9 protein-coding genes, 1 tRNA gene and 1 pseudogene are annotated in these 21,234 nt (G+C 50.9%); 4 read left to right on the top strand and 7 right to left on the bottom strand.

The features are described 5' to 3' along the window. Positions 1–65: 65 nt before the first annotated feature. From NB647_RS09375 to NB647_RS09365, 3 genes are read right to left on the bottom strand one after another with little or no spacing between them, the layout of a single operon-like run. Positions 66–1,520 (bottom strand): efflux transporter outer membrane subunit, encoded by a 1,455-nt coding sequence (locus tag NB647_RS09375; RefSeq protein WP_269283237.1) that lies wholly within the window; start codon positions 1,518–1,520, stop codon positions 66–68. Next, positions 1,513–4,713, bottom strand: coding sequence for an efflux RND transporter permease subunit (locus NB647_RS09370; protein WP_269283235.1), 3,201 nt, complete (start codon positions 4,711–4,713; stop codon positions 1,513–1,515). Before NB647_RS09370 ends, NB647_RS09375 begins: the two co-directional genes overlap by 8 nt. Before the next feature lie 20 nt (positions 4,714–4,733). Beyond that, positions 4,734–6,017, bottom strand: a complete 1,284-nt coding sequence (locus NB647_RS09365; protein ID WP_269283232.1) for an efflux RND transporter periplasmic adaptor subunit — start codon at positions 6,015–6,017, stop codon at positions 4,734–4,736. A gap of 228 nt (positions 6,018–6,245) precedes the next feature. Here NB647_RS09365 and NB647_RS09360 point away from each other — a divergent pair, with 228 nt between their 5' ends. After that, positions 6,246–6,884 (top strand): TetR family transcriptional regulator, encoded by a 639-nt coding sequence (locus tag NB647_RS09360; RefSeq protein WP_269283231.1) that lies wholly within the window; start codon positions 6,246–6,248, stop codon positions 6,882–6,884. A gap of 522 nt (positions 6,885–7,406) precedes the next feature. On the opposite strand, the gene NB647_RS09355 is transcribed toward NB647_RS09360, so the two are convergent. Next, a complete protein-coding gene (locus tag NB647_RS09355; RefSeq protein ID WP_269283229.1) occupies positions 7,407–9,995 on the bottom strand; it encodes a cation-translocating P-type ATPase in 2,589 nt (862 codons plus the stop codon). Between the two features lie 130 nt (positions 9,996–10,125). Then, on the bottom strand, positions 10,126–11,061 hold the full coding sequence (gene tal / locus NB647_RS09350) for a transaldolase (RefSeq protein WP_269283226.1): 936 nt from the start codon (positions 11,059–11,061) through the stop codon (positions 10,126–10,128). 320 nt (positions 11,062–11,381) lie between these two features. Here tal and NB647_RS09345 point away from each other — a divergent pair, with 320 nt between their 5' ends. Continuing rightward, a complete protein-coding gene (locus NB647_RS09345; RefSeq protein WP_269283223.1) occupies positions 11,382–12,989 on the top strand; it encodes a DUF1254 domain-containing protein in 1,608 nt (535 codons plus the stop codon). Here the strand turns inward: NB647_RS09345 and pgi are convergent. After that, on the bottom strand, positions 12,945–14,588 hold the full coding sequence (gene pgi, locus NB647_RS09340) for a glucose-6-phosphate isomerase (RefSeq protein WP_269283220.1): 1,644 nt from the start codon (positions 14,586–14,588) through the stop codon (positions 12,945–12,947). The two genes, NB647_RS09345 and pgi, sit on opposite strands and share 45 nt — an antisense overlap. 1,124 nt (positions 14,589–15,712) lie before the next feature. On the opposite strand from pgi, the gene NB647_RS09335 reads away from it, so the two are divergent. Continuing rightward, positions 15,713–15,789: transfer RNA gene (locus NB647_RS09335), tRNA-Val, on the top strand. 105 nt (positions 15,790–15,894) lie between these two features. Beyond that, positions 15,895–16,095, top strand: a pseudogene (locus NB647_RS10655) (hypothetical protein); the annotation flags it as partial. Between the two features lie 80 nt (positions 16,096–16,175). Here the strand turns inward: NB647_RS10655 and NB647_RS09330 are convergent. After that, a complete protein-coding gene (locus tag NB647_RS09330) occupies positions 16,176–20,852 on the bottom strand; it encodes an autotransporter domain-containing protein (RefSeq protein WP_269283218.1) in 4,677 nt (1,558 codons plus the stop codon). Between the last annotated feature and the right edge of the window lie 382 nt (positions 20,853–21,234).

Genomic DNA, 21,234 nt, shown 5'->3' with positions numbered 1-21,234 from the left:
GACTATCGCAATTATCCCGTTATGCAGGCATTCCTGAAATTCTGCAAGAATCGAAAACGGTCATGTTACGCGTTTTCCTTGGGCTGTTGAACAGGCTGTTCTTTCTGAACGTCTGTTTTTGCCACACTTGAGTCGGTCAGTCCTCCTCCGAGAGAACGATACAGTTCGACCGCATTGATCAGGCGTGTAAGTCGTGCATCGACAAGAGACTGTTCCGCCGCAAACTGCTGTCTTTGAGCATCGAAAACCTCCAGGGAACTGGCTATACCGTTGTTATACCGCGCTTCAGACAGCTTCAGGCGTTCTGTTTCGGAATTCAGGACCGCTGCCTGTGCCTTCACCTGTTCGTTCAGCCAATCCCGTGCCGTCAGTGCATCGGCGACTTCCTTGAAGGCGGTCTGGATGGCTTTTTCATAATTGACGATAGCGATGTTTTTGCGGGCCTCGGCCAGATCGAGGTTCGCCATATTGCGACCGGCATCGAAAATCGGCAGCGTCAGCTGCGGAGTGAATGTCCATGCACCCGTCCCGGCATCGAACAGGCCGGACAAGCTTGAGCTGGCCGTTCCCGCAAAGGCGGTCAACGTGATTCGCGGGAAAAAAGCCGCTCTTGCCGCTCCGATATTGGCATTTGCCGCTTTCAGAAGCTGTTCATACTGTCGGATATCCGGCCTGTTTGCCAGCAAATCCGAAGGAAGACCCGCCGGAATGTCCTGCAGGATATCGTCTTCGGAGAGATCATGCGGTGGAGGCAGGTCCTTGATCTGTTTGCCTCCTATCAGAATGACCAGTGCGTTTTCGGTCTGGGCGCGTTGCCGTTCCAGTGTCGATAACGAGACAAGTGCGGATTGCATCAGCGTTTCATACTGTCTCAGTTCCAGGGCGGAAGATGCACCGACCTCGTAGCGCTTTTGCATCAACTCGTAGGAATGCTTGTATGATTCATACGATTTCTTTGCCAGCTCGATCTGTTTTGTTTGCGCGCGTTCGGTCAGATAGGTTTTGGCGACTTCCGAAACAAGACTGATATAGACGGAGCGTTGCGCTTCTTCCGTTGCCAGATACTGTGCCAGTGCGGCATCAGTCAGGCTTTTGACTCTTCCGAAGAAATCCAGCTCAAAGGCAGACAGGCCCAGTCCTACGGTGTAATTGCCTGACGTAACCATTCCGGGGGATGATGTGCTGACACTCCTCGCTCTTGACGTCTCGCCCTCAACCTGGAATGTCGGCAGGCGATCGGCCCACTGAACGTTATAGAGTGCCCGGGCTTCCTCAATATTCAATGCAGCCAGCCGCAGATCACGGTTGTTCTCAATAGCGGCAGCAATCAGTGCCTTGAGGCGCGGTTCACGAAAGAACTCATTCCATCCGATTTCGGATGCAGGTGTTTTTGTGGAAGAATCCGTATTGCCCGGGAATTGATTTTCGATCGGGGCATCCGGCCGGACATAAGTCGGAGCCATACTGCAACTGCTTAAAATACCGGCTGCCAGTAAAACCAGAGTACATTTTTTAATCATCAGTTTTGTCCTTCTTGCTTCCACGACTCAGAAATTCCCATGCGATTTTCCACGGTTTTTTGCGGTCCTGTGTGTTGTTCCGCGCATACATTGCCTGCTGGCGTTTGCTACCCGCGAAAAGGGAACGGACAACGATAAAGAATATCGGAACCAGATATACGGCCAGAATAGTCGCTGTAATCATGCCAAACAGGACGCCTGTTCCGATAGCCCGCTGTGCGGCGGAACCGGCGCCGGAAGCGATAGCCAGCGGTACGACACCGAGAATGAAGGCCAGCGAAGTCATGATAATCGGCCGGAAACGCAGGCGTACAGCTTCCAGGGTCGAACGGACGAGTCCTTTACCCTGAGCCTGAAGATCCTTGGCAAATTCAACGATCAGAATCGCATTCTTGGCGGACAGACCGATCGTGGCGATCAGACCGACCTTGAAGTACACGTCATTGGGCATGTCGCGCAGGAACACGCCGATGAGGGCGCCGATGACACCCAGCGGGACCACGAGGAGCACGGCAACCGGAATAGACGTACTTTCATAAAGAGCGGCCAGACAGAGAAAGACAGCCAGTAATGAAAGGGCGTATAACATCGGAGCCTGTGCGCCGGAAGACAGTTCTTCCAGGGATTGGCCTGTCCATTCGTACCCGAAACCTTCGGGCAGCTGTTGCATCAGGGCTGCCATCTCATTCATGGCATCACCTGTACTGTAGCCGTCAGCAGGAGAACCGGTAATACGCATGGATGGATATCCATTGTACCGGATCAGCTGGATTGGACCGTTTTTCCATTCGGTTGATATGAAGGCCGAGAATGGTACCATGGTTCCGGATGCATTGCGTACATACAGGTTCTTGAAATCTTCCGGAGTCATGCGTTCGCTTGCCTCCAGCTGGACGATGACGCGCTGTTGCCGTCCCTTGCTGTCAAAATCGTTGACGTAATTCGAACCAAAGGCGGTTGACAGGGTCGTATTGATGTCTTCGAACGAAACGCCCAATGCATTCGCCTTGTCGCGATCGATGACCAGCGACAATTGGGGAGAATTTTCCATCCCGTCGAATCGTACGTTCTTGAGAATCTTGCTTTCGCTGGCGAGTTGGAGCAGCTGGTTTCGTGCAGCGACCAGTGCATCGTTCCCCTTGCTGGAACGATCCTGCAAGCGGAATACAAATCCTGATTCATTACCCAATTCACGGATTGCGGGCGGATTCATGGGGAAAACGATAGCATCCCTTATCTGGGAAAAGCGACCGAAAGCTCTTTGTATGATCGAGCTGGCCGAATTGTCGGAATCCCTTTCACCCCAGTCTTTCAGCGTGACGAATGCCAGACCGCTGTTTTGTCCGTTTCCTGAGAAACCGTGACCGACAACGGTAATGACGCCTTCAACTCCCGGTTCTTTCGTGAACTGGTCTTCGACAATCTTCAGTGTCTCCAGAGTCCGGGCCTGTGTCGCTCCCGCAGGAAGCTGGATATTGGTGTAGACATATCCCTGGTCTTCATCCGGCAAAAATGACGTCGGCAATTTCCAGAACATGAACGCGGCACATAAAACGATAGCGCCGTAGATCGCCATATAACGCATGGTTTTGCTAAACATTCTGGAAACCTGGCGTTCATATGTCATCGTCATATTATGGAAGCGCCGATTGAACCAGCCGAAAAAGCCTTTCTTCTCGCCATGAGCGTCGGGATCGATCGGTTTCAGAATGGTCGCACACAGCGCGGGCGTTAACGACAGGGCCAGGAAAGCGGAAAAAACCATGGAAGCGACCATGGTGATCGAGAATTGCCGGTAAATGGCACCAACGGAACCGCTGAAGAAAGCCATCGGAATAAAAACAGCGGTCAAAACCAGCGAAATGCCGATGATGGCTCCGGTAATCTGTCCCATCGCCTTGTACGTGGCATCCCGGGGCGATAGCCCTTCTTCGGCCATGATACGCTCCACGTTTTCAACCACCACGATAGCATCGTCGATCAGGATACCGATGGATAGCACCATACCGAACATGGTCAGCATGTTGATCGAAAATCCCAGTGCCTTCATGACAGCAAATGTTCCCATCAGTGCAATTGGAACCACGATCGTCGGAATGATCGTATAACGGAAATTCTGCAGAAACAGATACATGATGACAAAGACAAGGAAAATACCCTCAAACAGGGTTTTGATCACTTCATGGATTGAGGCCTTGACGAATGTCGAGGTATCGTTCTGGATACTGTACGAGACCCCTTCGGGGAAATATTTGGACAGTTCTTCCATTTTGTTCCGGATCGATTGCATGGTCGCCATGGTATTGGCGGTTGCCGTCGGCTGGACACCGAAACCGGAAATCGGCTTGCCGTTCAGGCGGGCGTAAGTTTCATAAGTCTGTCCACCCAGTTCGACACGGGCAACGTCCTTGAGACGAACGACCGAACCATCGGTATTGGCACGCAAGACGATATTTTCGAATTCTTCTTTCGTCTGCAACTGGCCGTGGACATTGACGGTAGCCGTGAATGTTTCCGAGCCGGTGTTGGGCGGGTCGGCGATGGCACCGGAAGTTACCACCGCGTTCTGGTTCTTGATCGCATTGGCGACGTCGCCCGCGGTCAGTTTCAGACCGGTCAGCTTGATCGGATCGATCCAGATGCGCATCGCTTTTTCGGAACCGAACACAGTCGCATCCCCTACGCCGGGAAGACGTTTGATTTCATAAAGAACATTACGGTAGACATAATCGCCCAGATCGATTGGTGTCATGCTGCCGTCTGTGGAAATCAGGGAAATGATCGCCAGGAAATTGCTTCGGGATTTGTTGATATTGACCCCTTGCTGCATCACGGCTTCCGGCAGACGGGACTCCACCCGTTTGAGACGGTTCAGGACGTCAACAGAGGCCAGTTCGACGTCTGTTTCCGGGGTGAAAGACAAGGTGATGGTCCCGGCACCGGTACGGCTTTCAGACTCGAAATACTGGAGACCTGTTGCGCCGTTCATTTCCTGTTCGATGATCTGGATGACGCTGTCTTCAACCGTCTTGGCCGTTGCACCCGGATAGGTCACTGTAACCGTGACCTGGGGAGGTGCGACGTTCGGATATTGGGAAACCGGCAGATTGAATATGGACAAGATACCTGCCAGTGTGATGAAAATTGCGATAACCCACGCAAAAATAGGGCGGTCGATAAAAAACCTAGCCATAAGATATTCCTTCTTTTCGCTTATTCAGCTTTTGCCGGAGAGGAGGCGGGTTGTTGTGGGGCAGCCTGCGACGTTGCGCCAGATGTTTCCGTCGCTTCCTTCTGTTCGGTTGTCTCGGCTTTTTCAGCAGATTCTACGGGCACCTGCTGTTCTGTTGACCCGGTGTTGTTTGAAGTAGCTTCCCATGGTACGGCCCGGACAGGTGATCCCGGTCTGACTTTCTGGAGACCTTCCACCACTACCCTGTCACCGGCCTGCAATCCTTCGGTAACAAGCCAGCGGTTTCCTACGGCCGCTCCTGTTTTGACATTACGGGTCTCGATTTTGTCTTCCTGGTTAATGACCAAGACTGTCGAACCGTTATTGGAATGCTGGACAGCCTGTTGAGGAACGATAATGGCGTTTTCATCAACAGCCTGTTCCAGTCTCGCGCGCACGAACATGCCCGGAAGGATCATATTGTCCGGATTGGGGAATAACGCTCTGATCGTGACCTCACCGGTCGTGGGATCGACGGAGATATCGGAGAACAGCAGTTTGCCTGTTTGTGGGTAGATGGAACCGTCTTCCATGACCATGGTGACGTTCAGTCCCGTTTTGTCCGTACCTTTCAGCATGCCGTTTTGCATTTTCTGACGCAGCTTGAGCAATTCGGCACTGGATTGTGTCAGGTTGAGATAAATCGGATTGATTTGCTGGATGGTCGCCAGCAGGGTTGTTTCATTTTGTCCGACCAGCGCACCTTCCGTTACCATCTGGCGACCGATGCGTCCGGAAATCGGTGCTGTCACTGTCGCATACTCAAGATTGAGTTTTGCCTTGACCAGTTCCGCTTTCGCCGCATCGACATCGGCGGCGGCTTGTTTCTGGGCAGCGACAGCATCGTCATATTCCTGTTTGCTGACGGCATTGATTTCAACAAGCGGCGTGTACCGTTTCAGTTTCAGATCAGCCTGGACCTTGTTGGCTTCTGCACGGGCCAGCGAGGCTTTTGCGCTTTGGACGGAAGCCTTGTAATCGCGTGGATCGATCTGGAACAGAAGTTGTCCCTGTTTGACGTAGGAACCTTCTTCAAAAGCTCTTTTCAGAATAATGCCGGGGACACGGGCACGAACCTCGGCCGTACGATAGGATTCCAGACGTCCCGGCAATTCATTCTCGACCACCATCTTTTCCGGGGTGACAGTGACAAATGCAGCTTCCGGCAACTGGGCCGGGGGAGCGGCCTTGTCGCCGCACGCTGCAAGAAGGGAAGCCATAGCAAAAATGGCACCGGCATTTCTTAGTGAAAGAAAGGAGCTCATGAGTTTCTTTGAAGAAAAAGTGACCGGTTCCCCGGATCATCCGGGAAACCAAGGATATTCATTCATGTAAAAAACAAAATGTCATGTGGATGACTTGCACTGTAATCTAACATACAATCATGAATGTATGTTAGTCTTTTTTGAAAATTATCGATCAGATATAATTTTGATGCAACAGACTTGATAATTTGTTACATATTGTAAATGGGAAGAGTTATGGCGCGCGTCATGGAAAAAGATACTGCGAGCAGAAAAAAAACGCTGGATACCCGTGACCGTATTCTGGATGCAGCCGAAGACGTTTTTTACGACAAAGGTTATTCAAATACCACATTAAATGAGATCGCAGAGGCTGCCAGTGTAACCCGTGGCGCCATTTACTGGCATTTCAAGAACAAGGAAGATCTGTTTGAGGCCATGTGTTCCCGTGTGAGGCAACCCATGGGGGAAATGATCGAGGAGATTGTCGAAAAAGATGCCACGGATCCTATTGCTCAGTTGAGTAAAACACATGAATTCATCATGCTGGAAGTCATTGGAAATCCCCATTACCGGAAAGTACTGACTATTCTGTTTCACAAATGCGAGTTCACCAGCGAAACGGACCAGATTGTCATTCAGCAGAAAGCATGGCAGACCTATTCCAAGAAAATCATTCAGAGGATTCTGGTCAATGCGCAAATGAAGAACCAGTTGCCTGCCGATCTGGATATCGAACTGGCTAACAACTTGCTCGGTTTCGTCTTCAAGGGACTGTTGGCCGACTGGCTGTTCATGCCGGACAGTTTCGATTTGATCAAGAGTGCGCGTAAAGTGAACGATGCCATTTTCGACTTGATGAGGTCGAGTTCCCATCTGAAAAAATGATTTGAGTCCGTTTCGGAACATGCATTTCTTGTCTCTTTTTCCGGGCGTTTGGACATAAATTTCCTGTGATAAAACGGATGAAACGGCGAAATGCCGTAAAAATGTCCGCTAATCAATCCGGGCGGAAATGAAGTTTTTCTTCCGTTGAACAATAAATGTCCTTTTTTGCCGGAGATCAATTTTTGCTTTTGTTGGCAATTCCGGCAGTTTGGCCTTGCAAAGCGTGCCTTTTATAGGGATAGTCAATTCCGGCTATACCAACAGTATTTGGCCGAGTCAGGTTGCAATGATGAATGGTCTCCGGTTCTCGTTTGCCCCATTTTCTGTCTGCCGGGGAAAAAGACCCGCCATGTCAAGGCCAGCGGCTACTTTGGCGAACGGGAGGGTTATGCCGGGGAATTCGGGATTAAATACAAATTCTGAGAAAATGCCGATGGGTTCCATACTTTGATGGGCAAGGTATGGAATCGGCCGGACCGCTTGCGGACAGTACGATCGCCGGCCCTGATGGCGTATTTCATTCTAGGATGTCTGCACTTTTTTTTGCCTGAAAAAACGGATTGTCGACAACAATCCGGTAAAACAAAGAGTGGCACCGATAACAAGTATTGTATATGGCCAGTCAATCTGGCCGAAATGGAAAAGTTTCTGAACGGGATGCAGGAAAATTCCGGCCATCAGGACGGAAACGGTAATTGCCAGAACAGACCATAAGATGGTGTTTTTCTGCTTCAGCGATTCAAGGAGAGAGCGGCTCCATGAACGGTTGACAAGAATCAGCCATATATCCCCTGCGATCATGGCGGTAAAGGTTAACGTTCGGGCCTGTTCGGTATCGAAGCCGTGCTTCCGGGAGAACCCGTAAATGAAGATGACCCATGCCAGAAGAGCCAGTCCTTGTCTGACCCCGAGCCATAATATGGATTTGTCGAAGATTCTGGCGTTTGTCGGTCTGGGCGGACGTGTCATGACGTCGGTTTCTTCCGGTTCGTTTTCAAAGGCGACAGAACAAACCGGATCGACCATCAATTCGAAAAAAACTATATGGATGGGGAGAAGGATCAACGGCCAGCCCAGCATGACGGGAATGAGTGACAGGCCTGCAATAGGAATATGGGCCGCCACGATAAAAATCACGGCTTTGCGGATATTATCGAAGATTCGCCGTCCCAGACGGACAGCCGTGACAATCGAGGAGAAATCGTCATTGAGCAGAACCAGTGCGGCCGATTCACGTGCGACATCCGTTCCTCTTTCGCCCATGGCGATACCGATATGGGATGATTTCAATGCGGGGGCATCATTGACACCATCCCCGGTCATGGCGACAATTTCACCGTTTTCTTTCAGACTGTTGACCAGCCTCAATTTCTGTTCCGGCGTCGTACGGCAGAAAACGTTTCCTTTTTTTATTCTCTCACCCAATTCGGATGGAAGCATTGCTTCCATTTCCTGTCCGGTCAGAATGGGACCGCTTGTATCCAGACCTGCTTCCCGGGCAATTTTTTCCGCCGTTACCGGGTAATCGCCCGTGATCATGATGACCCGGATTCCCGCGGTACGGCACTCTTCGATTGCCGTTTTGACCGTCAGACGCAGTGGATCGGCCAGACCAATAATGCCAATGAACTCGAAATGGAAATCATGTTGTTGCGAGGGTAATTCGCCATGCCGGAATGTTGCTTTGGCTGTTGCCAATACTCTGAGTCCCTGTGCTGCCAGTGAATTGACCTGGGCTGAAATGATTTCCATTGTTCGCGCATCAAGATGGCAAAGATCCATAATCGCTTCAGGAGCGCCTTTCGCGGCAATAACATACCGGCTCATGTCGGGCGAGCGCCAGACACGGGAGATGGCCAGCAGTTCACGGGAGAGAGGGTATTCTTCTACCAGGTTCCAGCTGTCGTGTATATGTTCCGAACCGGCCAGTACCCGCCGTCCGGTTTGCTGGATGGCGCTTTCCATCGGGTCAAAAGGATCACGCTGGCTGGATAGCATGGCGAATTCCAGGGTTTCGTGAAACAGTTCAGGGAAACTGTCATGATCGGGTGATTCGTCGTGATCGAATGAGTACGTTTCACCGTTAACCATGATTTTTGAAAGGACCATCCGGTTTTGGGTCAGTGTACCTGTTTTGTCTGTACAGAGTACTGTGGCTGCACCCAGCATTTCGATTGCTGGAATCCGGCGAGTCAGTACCTCTTTTTTGGCCATTCGCCAGGCACCCAGCCCAAGGAATATTGCCAGAACCAGTGGAAATTCCGCCGGCATGATACTCATTGCCAGCGTCAGACCGGCGAGAAGGCCGTGTAGCCAATCGTGGCGTGACAGGCCATACCAGATCACCAGCAGAACGACCAGGATAGTACTGGTTATGGCGACTACCTTGACAGCATGGCGGGTTTCTGTCTGGACACGGCTTGTTTCCTCTTTTTGTGCGGAAAGCGCTTTTCCGACCTTGCCCAGTTCCGTTTTTTCACCTGTAGCGGTGACTCTTGCGATACCTTTTCCCTGAACGACGAGAGTGCCTGAAAAAAGATACGGCAAGTCGTCGCCGCCCGGTTTGTTTTCGGGAAAATTTCCCGGTTCCCATTTCTGTTTTCTGACAGGAACGGATTCACCTGTCAGCAGGGATTCATCGACAGACAGATTCTGTGCTTCGAGCACAATGGCGTCTGCGGGAATTCTGTCACCTTCGGAAAGAAAAACGATATCGTCCGACACGACGTCTTTTCCCGCTATTCGTTTCCGAATGCCATCCCTTAAAACAAGGGCCCTGGGACTGGTCAGTTCCCTTAGCGCTTCCAGTGTCCGTTCACTTTTTCTTTCTTGCAGAAAGCTCATGGTGACGATGAGGCATACTGATCCCAAAAGAATGAAAGCGTCTTCGGTATTGCCGATGATGAGGTACAGGATACCGCAAGATATCAGCAGCAGAAACATGGGTTCGGAGACGACTTCCCATGCCTTGGACAGAACGGAACGAGGCCTGGTGGACGATAGTTCATTGAGGCCATCTCTCAAAAGCCTTTCCTGTACCTGTTTTTCGTCCAGTCCGGGAAAATAGGCGGCTTGTGTATTTTCTTTCGTGTGCTGTTGACGAGACATCATGACAGAGAGCCTGTGTGGACCATGAAGAATGAGAACGAGTTTTAATCAGAATACCGTGTCCCGAAACCAAGAATGGTGTTTTCTTCTTTATGAAGAAAACACCATTCTGTGAAGGAGTCGTAACGCTGTATCAGCGAAGTTCGTCAATCATTTTTTCCAGTTTTATCGTATCGGCACAAAACAGCCGAATGCCTTCAGACAGTTTTTCCGTTGCCATGGCATCATTATTTAAAGCAAGCCGGAATCCCTTCTCGTCATAACTTGTTTTTTCGACAGGATCCTGTCTGGCATTTTCCTGGTTCAGTTTTCGTGTAACCGGCATATCCGAATCAGACAGTTTCTGTAACAGTTCAGGACTGATTGTCAAAAGATCGCAACCGGCAAGCTCGATGATTTGAGAGGTATTGCGGAAACTTGCTCCCATGACTTCTGTCGGATATCCGAATTTGCGATAGTAATTGTAGATTCTCTTTACGGATTGCACGCCGGGATCGTTTTCACCGGTGTATTCATTTCCGGTCTGTTTTTTATACCAGTCATATATTCGTCCGACAAAAGGAGAAATCAGCTGGACATTCGCTTCGGCACAGGCAACAGCCTGTGGCAGGGAAAACATGAGTGTCATGTTGCAGCGGATTCCTTCTTTCTGGAGAATTTCGGCGGCCCGGATTCCTTCCCAGGTCGAGGCGATCTTGATGAGAACGCGGTCGTTCGGAATCCCGGCCTTGTTGTAGAGCGCCATCAGTTCACGGCCTTTCTTTATGCTGCCTTCCGTATCGAATGACAATCGTGCATCGGTTTCCGTGGAAACACGGCCAGGAACGATTTTCAGAATTTCGATACCGAACGCAACAAGCAGACGATCCATGATCGCTTCGGTTGATTTGTCCCGGTTGTCCCGGACCGTTTTTTCGAGGAGTGCATGATAGGTGTCTTTCTGGACAGCCCTCAGAATCAGGGAAGGATTGGTTGTCGAATCCTGTGGCGAGTAGCGCTGGATGGATTGAAAATCGCCTGTATCGGCTACGACAGTCGTGAATTGTTTCAGTTGTTCCAGTTGGTTCATATCTTTACTCTCGCGGTGGTGGGGACAAAAAGACGATAAATATTAAAACATGTTATCGACACGCAAACGACGGATTCCGGAAAGATCAATATTCAATACAGACAAAAAGAGCAATATATCGGCCTGTGCCGGTAGAAATCCCTTTGGATGAAAGGAACCGATTGACGATGTCAGGATTCAGTATACGCGAAACAGCGGGAACATTTTATTGATATATCCAGTTACTGGCATAAATTTGTTCGGGTTGTCGGCAGGATTTTTCCGGTTTTGCTGATGGTGCCACTGACTTTGCATGCGGGATAATTCCATTTCATGGGTGTATGAAACTGATACATTTTTTGATGGGGTTGGTGACGGTATTGTTGCTTGTTGCGTGTCATCAGAAAAAGCCGCTTGACGAGGTGGAAATTACCCAGATCGCCAAGGAAGCCTATATCTACGGTTTTCCTGTCGTCGAGCTTTATCGCGATATGTATATTCATGCGATCGACAAGGATAACTCCCGTTTTCTTGCATCTTTTAACAAACTGGCCTGGAGAGCAGTTTCCAGCCCGGTTCGCGGATGTACAAAGGAGATAGCATCAGATTCTCGTGAGCAGACCTTTCGGATTGACGATACAGAAAAGGCGCAGCCAGAATCCGGAATGGCTTATGGCAGTGTATGGTTTGATTTGCGGGATGAACCGTATGTCCTGACTGTTCCCGCTACCATGGCCGGACGGTATTTTTCCATTCAGTTTATCGATCTTTTTTCAGAACCTTTCGAATACATCAGTAACCGCAGGGACGGAAACAACGGGGGACATTTTCTGATTGCGACATCAGAATGGAAAGGGAAAAATCCTTCCGGAATGACCCGAATCATCACGTCTTCCACATCTTTTGTTTCGGGACTTTTCCGCATCCGCATTGAAAATCAGGAGGATGTCGGCCAGGTGGAAAAATTGATACGCCAGTTCAGGATAATTCCTTTAAGCCGGTATAACGGGACGGCAACGGGTTCGCCTGCCGGAGATATCCATTATCCGGAGTTCAGTGCAGAAAAAACGATGACACCGGAATTTTTTACCTATCTGAATTTTTTGTTGCAGTTTTGTTCAATATCCGGTGATGAGAATGCAATGATGAGACGGTTTGCGAGGATCGGTATTGAACCCGGCAGACCGTTTGATCATTTGACGATGTCGGAACCGGAAAAAAGAGCGTTGATTGATGGAATGGCAGCGGGGCAGGCCGAACTGAAAATGCTGGCGCGATCCGGTGTCGGAAAATCGGTCGTCTTTCGCGAGACAGGGGAAGATACGGAAAAAAACTATTCTTACCGGGCTTATATGTCCGCAAGAAATCCTTTCGGCGGTTCATCAAGGGAAATCCTGACGCTGGTATACGAAACCGTGGAGCAGAATGTACTCGATGGACGTAACCGGTATGAGCTGCGATTTGACGCGAACCAGTTACCGCCGGTCGATGCGTTTTGGACATTGACGGCATATCCGTTCGTGAAGCGGCCGTCTTTCAAGCCGGACGATGCTTATGTGCTCAATTCCGCGTCAAGAATACTGGAACTGAATAATGATGGAAGTCTTGTCGTAACTCTTCAGCAGGAAGAACCCGGGCAGGAAAAAAGATCGAATTGGCTTCCCGTACCATCAGGTCCTTTCTATGTATTGTTGCAGTTGTATCAACCCCGTGAGGATGTGAATGAGGGATATTGGCTTCCGCCGGAAATGAACCGGCAATTTTCGCGGAACATCAAACACGTCACCAATCAGCCAATCCGATTTCCCGACATGTCATCAACCGATGCGGTATCTGCCTTGCCGGTCAGGAAAATAAACTGTTTGCAAAATCATGAAGGATTCACATTTGAATTCTTGAAACGCTTATTTGCGGGATGCTTTTGCCAGAGCAATCAAACCGCTGGTTGAACTGTCGTGTTCTTCGGAAATGTTGTTTTCCAGTTCTTTCTGAATGGTTTGCGCAAGCACTTTTCCCAGTTCGACTCCCCATTGGTCGAAGCTGTTGATGTTCCAGATGACACCTTGCACGAATGTCTTGTGTTCATATAGTGCCATCAGTGCGCCCAGCGTTTCGGGTCTGAGCACGTTCATAAGGATCGTATTGCTTGGACGGTTTCCCGGAAAAGTTCTTTGGGGTATCTGGGTTTCTATTTCCTGTGGACTCATGCCGGACGCTTCCAGATCGGCTCTGACCTGATCGGCGGTTTTGCCTTTCATCAGCGCTTCTGACTGGGCGAAACAGTTTGCCAGTAGGGCGGAATGATGTTTTGCGAGAGTATGGTGTGGAGACAGGGCGACGATGAAATCGACAGGGATGATTTCGGTTCCCTGATGCAGTAACTGAAAATAGGCATGTTGCCCATTGGTTCCGACATTTCCCCAGATGACAGGACAGCTTCCATAAGTGACGGGTTCGCCGTTTTTCTGTACCTGCTTGCCGTTGCTTTCCATCTCGAGCTGTTGCAGGTATCTTGGAAAACTGACGAGATCCTGCAAATAAGGAGCTACGGAAACAGAGGTGCATCCCAGGAAATTCCGGTTCCAGATACCTGTCAGGCCGAGAAGTACAGGCATGTTGGATGCCAGAGGTGCGTATCGGAAATGAACATCCATCGCATGGGCACCTGCCAGAAATTCCGTGAAATGGTTGTAGCCGATAGCCAGTACGACAGGCAGGCCGATAGCGGACCAGACGGAATAGCGACCACCTACCCAGTCCCAGAAGGGGAACAGGTTGTCATGATGAATGCCGAATTTTTCAACGGCTTCCCGGTTGGTTGAAATGGCGACGAAATGCTTTTGGATATCCCGGATGGTTCCATGGTTCAGAAACCAGCTGCGGGCTGAATGGGCATTCAGCATGGTTTCCAGTGTCGTAAAGGTTTTTGACGCAATGATGAAAAGAGTCGTTTCCGGACGGGCCCTGTTCAAAACCATATCCAGATCATGTCCATCGACATTTGCGACGAAATGAACGTTCAATTCTTTTATATGGAAAGGACGCATTGCCTGACAGACCATTCTCGGCCCTACGTCGGAACCCCCTATTCCGATATTGACGATATCGGTTATCGGCTTGCCGGTGAAACCCTTCCATTCCCCGGAGTGAATCTTCTCCGAGAAACGGCGCATTTGATCAAGAACGGCCTGAATGTCGGGAATGACATTTTTTCCATCGACCAGAACTTTCTCGTAACGGGGAGCCCTTAATGCCGTGTGCAAAACGGCACGGTGTTCTGTGGTATTGATTTTGTCTCCCTCAAACATTCGGTCCCGTATTTTTTCGAGATCACATTCTTTTGCAAGTTCCAGAAGCAGCAGCAATGTTTCTTTCGTCAGGAAGTTCTTCGAAAAATCCAGAAACAGGCCCCCGGCTGTCAATGTCATGGCGGGAAAACGGCCGGGATCATTCCGGAACAGTTCTTTCAGCGACCATTTTCCGGCTTTTTCAGCGTGTTTTTTGAGTTTTTGAAAAACGGCCGTATTGGCGAGATTGGTTGGATTCATGGCAAACCGTAAATAAAAAACAATCGACGGGAGAAAAGACTGAAACAGATTCAGAACGGAACAATTTTTCTGTCACTCAACACTATAAACCGGATTTCACCGAAAACGATTATGAATGCGCAAAATTTGATGTATCGTGAATTTTTCAGATCTGTAAAGGAGGGGGATTCATGCTGTCTCAATATGAGAGTAAATGGTCTTTCAATACAAACAGTGACATTGACCGGTCACGATCCGGAGCTGAATATCCGGGAGAAGCCCGAAAAAATTCTTGTCCCGCTGATTGAGGAAAATGGCGAAACTTGAAAGATAGCGACATCCGGAAGCCGTTACATGTTTTTTGAGAAATTGGCGATACCAATGTTTTCCGGCAGTGAGCTTTTGCAAAAACCTGATGCAAGTGATGAAATTCACGATGCAGTCAGAAAATTTTCCATGCTTTTCGTGACGTCTGTTATTCAGTGATTGTTCTGGCAACATCATCGGCAGCCGAATGTCGTTTGATCTGTCAGTTTTTGCACAGACTTGCTTTGACAGGATATTTTCGGGTATGAACCGGAGGGCCCGGGGACTGAGCTATTGCTGAAACGAGAAAACACGGGACTCATAAATTTTCCGTATAGTCGTGGTTTCATAGCGGTTTATGCCAGTGCCGATTCAAGGTGGCCTATATTGCCGCAGGAAAGAATTGCCCTGTGAGCAGAGAATCGATGAGGTGATCGAATGCAGGTTGATAAATCATGAGTCATTACAGGGAAAAGTCATAAACCTGCCACGATGTACACAATGCTCAAGGGAGCATCGACCGGTTTTCATCATTTGGAAATCCTGTCTGTTGGCGAGGTCTGTATCAAAAACAGGCATGCTGTCTGTCAGGATGTCATTTGTCGGGTTCGGTCTTGTTTCAGGAGATTGAAAGCGATTCTGAAAAATTGCTGACAGTTGCGACCGGAGCTGCGAATTCACTGTTCTGAATATCATGGTTATACGCCTGATTTTGCATGACTCTTGCATTCTCTGACGCCTGAAATGACGGGGCAGGCTGTATGATGAGTTGTTTTTTTGCTGTAGTTATATTGAAAATGTAGCCCAGTCTGATTTTTTTAGGTTATAATAACGTCTTTAGGCGCGTAGCTCAGCTGGTTAGAGCACTACCTTGACATGGTAGGGGTCGTTGGTTCGAGTCCAATCGTGCCTACCAGAATTCCTGTTGCCATTATCGAAATGGTATAGCATGAAAAAGCACACTTTTCAGTGTGCTTTTTTGTTTCTCATTTCCCGATCATCCCTTCAGCCTCCATGAAACATCAAGACAGCGGACTGGATAATTGACCTTGGCCCGAAAGGAGGAGGTGGAGGAGGGCGGATCATCGCCGCCGGGATACCGGAAGACATTGCCGTGAATCCGGTCAGCGTTACCGGGAAATACCCGGGCGCCATGCTGAAGCCGCGAAAGAAACGGCAATCCCCGTACATTCCGCTACCGGAAACGGACAGGGTCCCGTAAAAAGGGCGCCCCCTTTCGGGAGGCGCCCTTTTTATGCAAACCCACCCGCACCGGACGGAAATCCGTGCGTGTATGGTTTTTCAGAAGTGATGGCCGATATTCAGCATGAAGCCCGTGGAATTCATCGTGGCAGATCGCTGGTATCCTGCGGACAGGCCGACGCTGGTGGCGTCTTTCTGCATTTCCACGCCGACGATGCCTCTGAAGCTGACGCTGTCCATCATGTCGGCGCTGGCGTTGTCGGCCGCATTGACTCCCGGTACCCGTACCCGGGTTTCGGCTTCCGTGTCTCCGGCCGCTCCGATGACGCTGAAGTCGAATTTCGGTTTGATGGTCCAGCCGCTGGCGGACTTGTAGTCCTTGCTCAGGGTGACGCCAAGTGGCATCTGCCAGATGTTGTAGCTTTCGCTGTCTGTATTGAAGACGGTTCCCAGGGTGTTGCGGCTGCTGAAGCTGTCGGTCTTGAGGTGGGTGTACCGTACTCCCAGATGGGGGGAGATGTCCAGCGCACTGGTCCGGATACGGTATTCTCCCTTGATGCCGGCCGTCCACATTTCGGTGTCGACGTCGGCTTTCAGTTTGCCGCCGAGGTTTTGGGAGAGGTGCTGTTCGACTTCGTTGTCTCCTTTCATGTAACCGATGTCCGCCATGATATTGACGTTCCGGTTGTTCCAGCTGCCATAGAGGTTGATGCCGTAGGTGTCGTAGTCGTTTTTGCTGTAGTTGTAGTCTCCGTCGCTGTGGCTGTCGCCTTTGCCGATGGATAATGCGGCGCCGACGCGGGTTTGGGTGTCTCCGGCCAGTTTCCAGGTGTAGTCGCTGCCGACGATGAGGCCGCCGAAGTTGTTGTTGATGTCGGCGTTGAAGCTTCCCGATTTCATGCCGTCTCCGCTATCATGCCGGTAGAGCATGGCGGCCCACAGGTCGGCGCCTTCGTCATGCAGGCGTGGCGCATTGGCCTGCTGCGTGTTGGCGGTCAGGCTGACATGGTTTTCCAGGGCTTCGGTGACGCTGTCCAGCGCTTGCAGGTTGGAGAGCTGGACGCCGGCGGCAACGGCCATCTGGGCGGCGCCATTGATCGTACGGACGGCGTCCTGATGATTGAGGTACCGGTTGTCTGCCGCTCTGGAGAGGAAGGCGATGCCTCCGTTGGCAGAATCGACGTCGTTTTCGCCGTTTTGCCAGATGGCGTTCATGGTGCTGACGGGCATGGCTCCCGGGAAGATGTCGGCGGCGTTGTTGGCGGTTGCCGCAACGGTGACGTTGCCGTTGCTGCCGTCTTCTGTCACATTCAGGGAGATCATGGCGTCACTGGAGGTCAGGTTGTCTCCCTGCCAGCCATTGATGGCTTTATCGGAAGTAAAGCCTCTCAGGATGCCGATTTCCTGTCCGTTTCTGGCGTTGGCGATGTGCAGGGCGGCGCTGTCTGCCACTGTCGCTTGGCTTGTACCATTCCCGGTGATCGCGGCTTCACTGCCGATGCCGGCGGCATCGACGATGAGCATGGAGTTGTCGGCGAATCTGACGCTGTTTGGCGTAACAGTTTGCGAGGGTGCCGTCAGCGAACCATCCACGACGATGGCTCCATTATCGGCAGCACTCAGTGTCTGGGGTGCCTGGATGGCCAGGGCGGCGGTGATGTCGCCGGGGCCCCAGTTTCTTCCGCTCCGGGCGAATTCGTTTTGTGCCCAGTCTGTTGTGGTATCGCCCAGTACGGCCAGTGAGTTCCGTCCGACGACAAGGGAACCGTCAATCCCGTTTGGCAATGAACCGAATGCTGCCCGCGATGCACCTTCTATACCGATGCCCGGTCTCCAGTCCGGATCCAGAAACATCATGCCGCCGTTCAGACTCAGGGAACTTGCCGACAGGCTGCCTGCCGATGTGCTGTCGCCGACGTTGATGGTTGTTTCCTTTGCTGCTGTCAGGGTATCGGCCTTCATGGTGCCGGCTACATTGACGGTACCGCTGTTATTCAGGGTCACGGTATCGGTGTTCAGTGTTGCGCCATTGTTGACGTTGACAGTTCCGGATACGTCGAGCTTGCCATTGACGCCATATTCCGCACCATTGACATTGACCGTACCGGTTTCACTGACCGTCACCGTACCGCTCAATGTCCCGCCGTTGGCGGCGCTGTCGGTTCCCAGATTCAGAGTCCCGCTCTGGCCGTCATGCCCGATATCGACATTCACGCTGCCGTCGTCCGTCCTGATGAGATCGGTTCCGTCTCCGATCAGGGTCAGCGTTTTGCCACTTGTCACCAGTACTGCTTCGCCGCCATTTGCCAGTGTCAGGGTTTTGGCACCCAGATTGTTGTTGTGGGTTTCGGCGTCGGTGTAGTTGTTGCCGTTGATATTATCCAGTCCGGAGACATCTTTGATACCGATAACCAGACCAGTCTTGTTGTCTTCATTGGCGACGATATCTTCTGTCGCCAGTACCACTCCGGTATCCTCCAGATCGCTGACTGTGACCGGACCCGTCTGTCCGACCAGCTCACCCAGCATGGTTACGGCTGTCGCACCATCATTATTGATGTATCCGGCGACCGATTTGGCATAGTCCAGATTGTATTTCGCGTCGGTCAACGCCAGTTCGCCGCCGGTGTATGCTACTTTGGCATCTTCTTTCAGGCCGCTTGCATCGGTTATCGTTCCTTCCGCATTCAGACCGGTTTTCATGACCTGTTCCGAGCCGGTTTGCAAGGTGCCGGATTTCAGGTTGATGGCGTTGGCATTGGCGTGGATGGTCGGGGCGACCAGTTTGCCTCCGTCAATATCGACTGTACCGTCACCGGTAATGCCACCGTCCAGTGTGGTCGTCCCGGATGCGACTGTGATCGTGCCGGCATTGTGGATGTCGTTGGCAATGCCATTGGCGGTATTGCCACTGAATGTGTTGGTCCCGGTAAAGGTGATTTCGCTGTTGGCGGTATTGTAAATGGCACCGCCGTTGTTTCCGGCGACATTATGATCAAAACGGACATTCTCAATAGTTGCCGACGCTGCATATCCTGCTTCTTCACTACCGGTGATATGCAGTGCGCCGCCATCAATACCCGCCTTGTTATCGCTAAACACCGTATCTTTCACGTTCAGTACCGTGTATTGCGAAGCGATGGCGCCACCGTAATTTCCGGCTTCATTCCCGTTGAATTGCGAACCGGAAATCGTCACACTGTGATCGTTGAGTACAAAGTATTGGCCGGCAAACACGGCACCGCCCCAATTGCCCGCCTTGTTGTTTTCAAAAGTCGTTCCCGAGATTTCCGTTTTGGAATCTCCGGCATAAATCGCGCCACCCAGAGAGCCGGCTACATTGCCTGAAAAGCGGGTACCGGTACCGATGTTCATTTCCGTTACTTTGGTACCATCTGTATCCAGATAAATGGCGCCACCGGAGGCCCATGCAGCATTACCCGATGAATTATAGCCATTGTTTTCAAAGACGACGTTTTCACCGATTTCAAGAGAACCTGCATTCCATGAGGCAATCGCACCGCCTGCCGAACGCATCTCGCGATTATCTGAATCCGTTACTGGTTGGTTCAGCCCGTTCCCGACAAATTGCACATCGTTACCGATCGTGATATTGCCTCCGTTGTTGTAGATCGCACCGCCGCCGTAGTTTTGTGCAGTTGAGAAATTTTCTTGGAATTTGACGCCGTCTTGGACCACGAGTGTACCCTTGTCATTGTAGATGGCACCGCCGTTTTGAGCCGTATTGCCGGTAAAGGATGATTTCCCGCTGATGGTTGTGGTCGTATCCAGTGCATAGATTGCGCCACCTTGCGTATCGGCATGGTTCTTTTCAAACGTGCTGTTTTCCACGTTCAGTGCGTGGCTGAAATCGCTGTCCGGGTCACCCTTGGCGTAAATCGCGCCGCCTTTTGCATCCGCACTGCCTGTCGCCCTGTTTTCTGTGAACGTTGAATTCGAAACCGTCAACTGCGTGTTTTTTTCTCCGCCCCATATGCCGCTTCGGGTATATACCGCACCGCCATATACCGCTTCATCACTCACACTGACGTTTTCAATGGATGCGGTGTTGCCTTCAAAGCGCGCATTGTCAATCGTGCCGCTGACACCCCAGAGCGAAACGGCGCCTCCCGTGACGTTACCGCCAGCTGCCGAATTACCGGCATTGTTCACAAAATCCGAACCGGAGATATTGATTTGCCCGGCCGACTGATAAATGGCCGAACCTTGTGTCTGGCGTTTGCTGCTGGCGGTATTTCCCGTAAAGTTCGATCCCGTCACTGTCAGGTTGCCTGTATTGACACCTATCGCGGACCCGTAAATACCGTTGCCGTCACTGCCGCCCGCTGCCACCGACACGGCATTGTTTGTAAAGGTCGAGCCGCTGACCGTTACATCGATACCTGACGCCGCCACGGCCACAGCTGCCGGATTGCCACTGGTACTGTCCAGCGTCATCCGGTTGTTTTGAAATGTGGAGCCACTGACTGTCAAGGCGGAAGCATCCGCGTTTGTGGCAGATACTATCGCCTGTAATGGATAATTGGAGGTTTCTGTTTTATTGATGTTTTCAAAGGTTTCATTTTCGACCATTTTTTTCGTAACGGTCTGTTCCTGAGCCATTGCCATGCCGGACAATCCCATCATGGCCGCAACAGACGCTACCACAACGGCTGCCTTGACGCTTTTCGTCTTGCCCCGTGCTACCCGGTTCTCGTCGCATACCATCCAGGAACCACGTATTTCGTTCCACACTACCTTGAATATCCTGTTCATTTGCGTCCTCTTTAATTGTTTGGCCGGCTCTCTCCGGCAACCTGAGTCTGTTAAAAAGTATTAATGGACGTCATGTATTTGCAGGATGTTGTTTTTATTGTGTTTTTTCTTCAAGCTTTCTCGGGATGCGGGGGACGTTCATGGCGGGAGGCCGCCGGGACGTTTCTGTTTTTCCCTGATTTCTGATAGAGTTGGCGGTACTTTCTGTGGTATCGGCAGACAAGGTCAGGTCCGCTAATACTTTTTCCCGGATATTGGCCGGCTTCTGCCGGTGTGTTTTTCACACAACACTTCGAATGGTTCCGCCACCCGGGCTTTTTTCTGTCTTTTTCCACCACTCCTTGTGGGGGGGTGTCTCTTTTCCTTTCCGGCCGCAGGCGCA

Origin of the sequence: Oxalobacter aliiformigenes (assembly GCF_027116575.1) — a bacterium.
GTDB lineage: Bacteria > Pseudomonadota > Gammaproteobacteria > Burkholderiales > Burkholderiaceae_D > Oxalobacter > Oxalobacter aliiformigenes.
Note: the sequence above shows the minus strand (reverse complement) of the source record. Positions and strands in the feature narration are given on the sequence as shown.

Coding starts and splice junctions, on each gene's coding strand:
- NB647_RS09360 (WP_269283231.1), top strand. CDS start 6,246: ATGGAAAAAGATACTGCGAGCAGAAAAAAAACGCTGGATACCCGTGAC.
- NB647_RS09365 (WP_269283232.1), bottom strand. CDS start 6,017: ATGAGCTCCTTTCTTTCACTAAGAAATGCCGGTGCCATTTTTGCTATG.
- NB647_RS09345 (WP_269283223.1), top strand. CDS start 11,382: ATGAAACTGATACATTTTTTGATGGGGTTGGTGACGGTATTGTTGCTT.
- NB647_RS09370 (WP_269283235.1), bottom strand. CDS start 4,713: ATGGCTAGGTTTTTTATCGACCGCCCTATTTTTGCGTGGGTTATCGCA.
- NB647_RS09375 (WP_269283237.1), bottom strand. CDS start 1,520: ATGATTAAAAAATGTACTCTGGTTTTACTGGCAGCCGGTATTTTAAGC.
- tal (WP_269283226.1), bottom strand. CDS start 11,061: ATGAACCAACTGGAACAACTGAAACAATTCACGACTGTCGTAGCCGAT.
- NB647_RS09330 (WP_269283218.1), bottom strand. CDS start 20,852: ATGAACAGGATATTCAAGGTAGTGTGGAACGAAATACGTGGTTCCTGG.
- NB647_RS09355 (WP_269283229.1), bottom strand. CDS start 9,995: ATGATGTCTCGTCAACAGCACACGAAAGAAAATACACAAGCCGCCTAT.
- pgi (WP_269283220.1), bottom strand. CDS start 14,588: ATGAATCCAACCAATCTCGCCAATACGGCCGTTTTTCAAAAACTCAAA.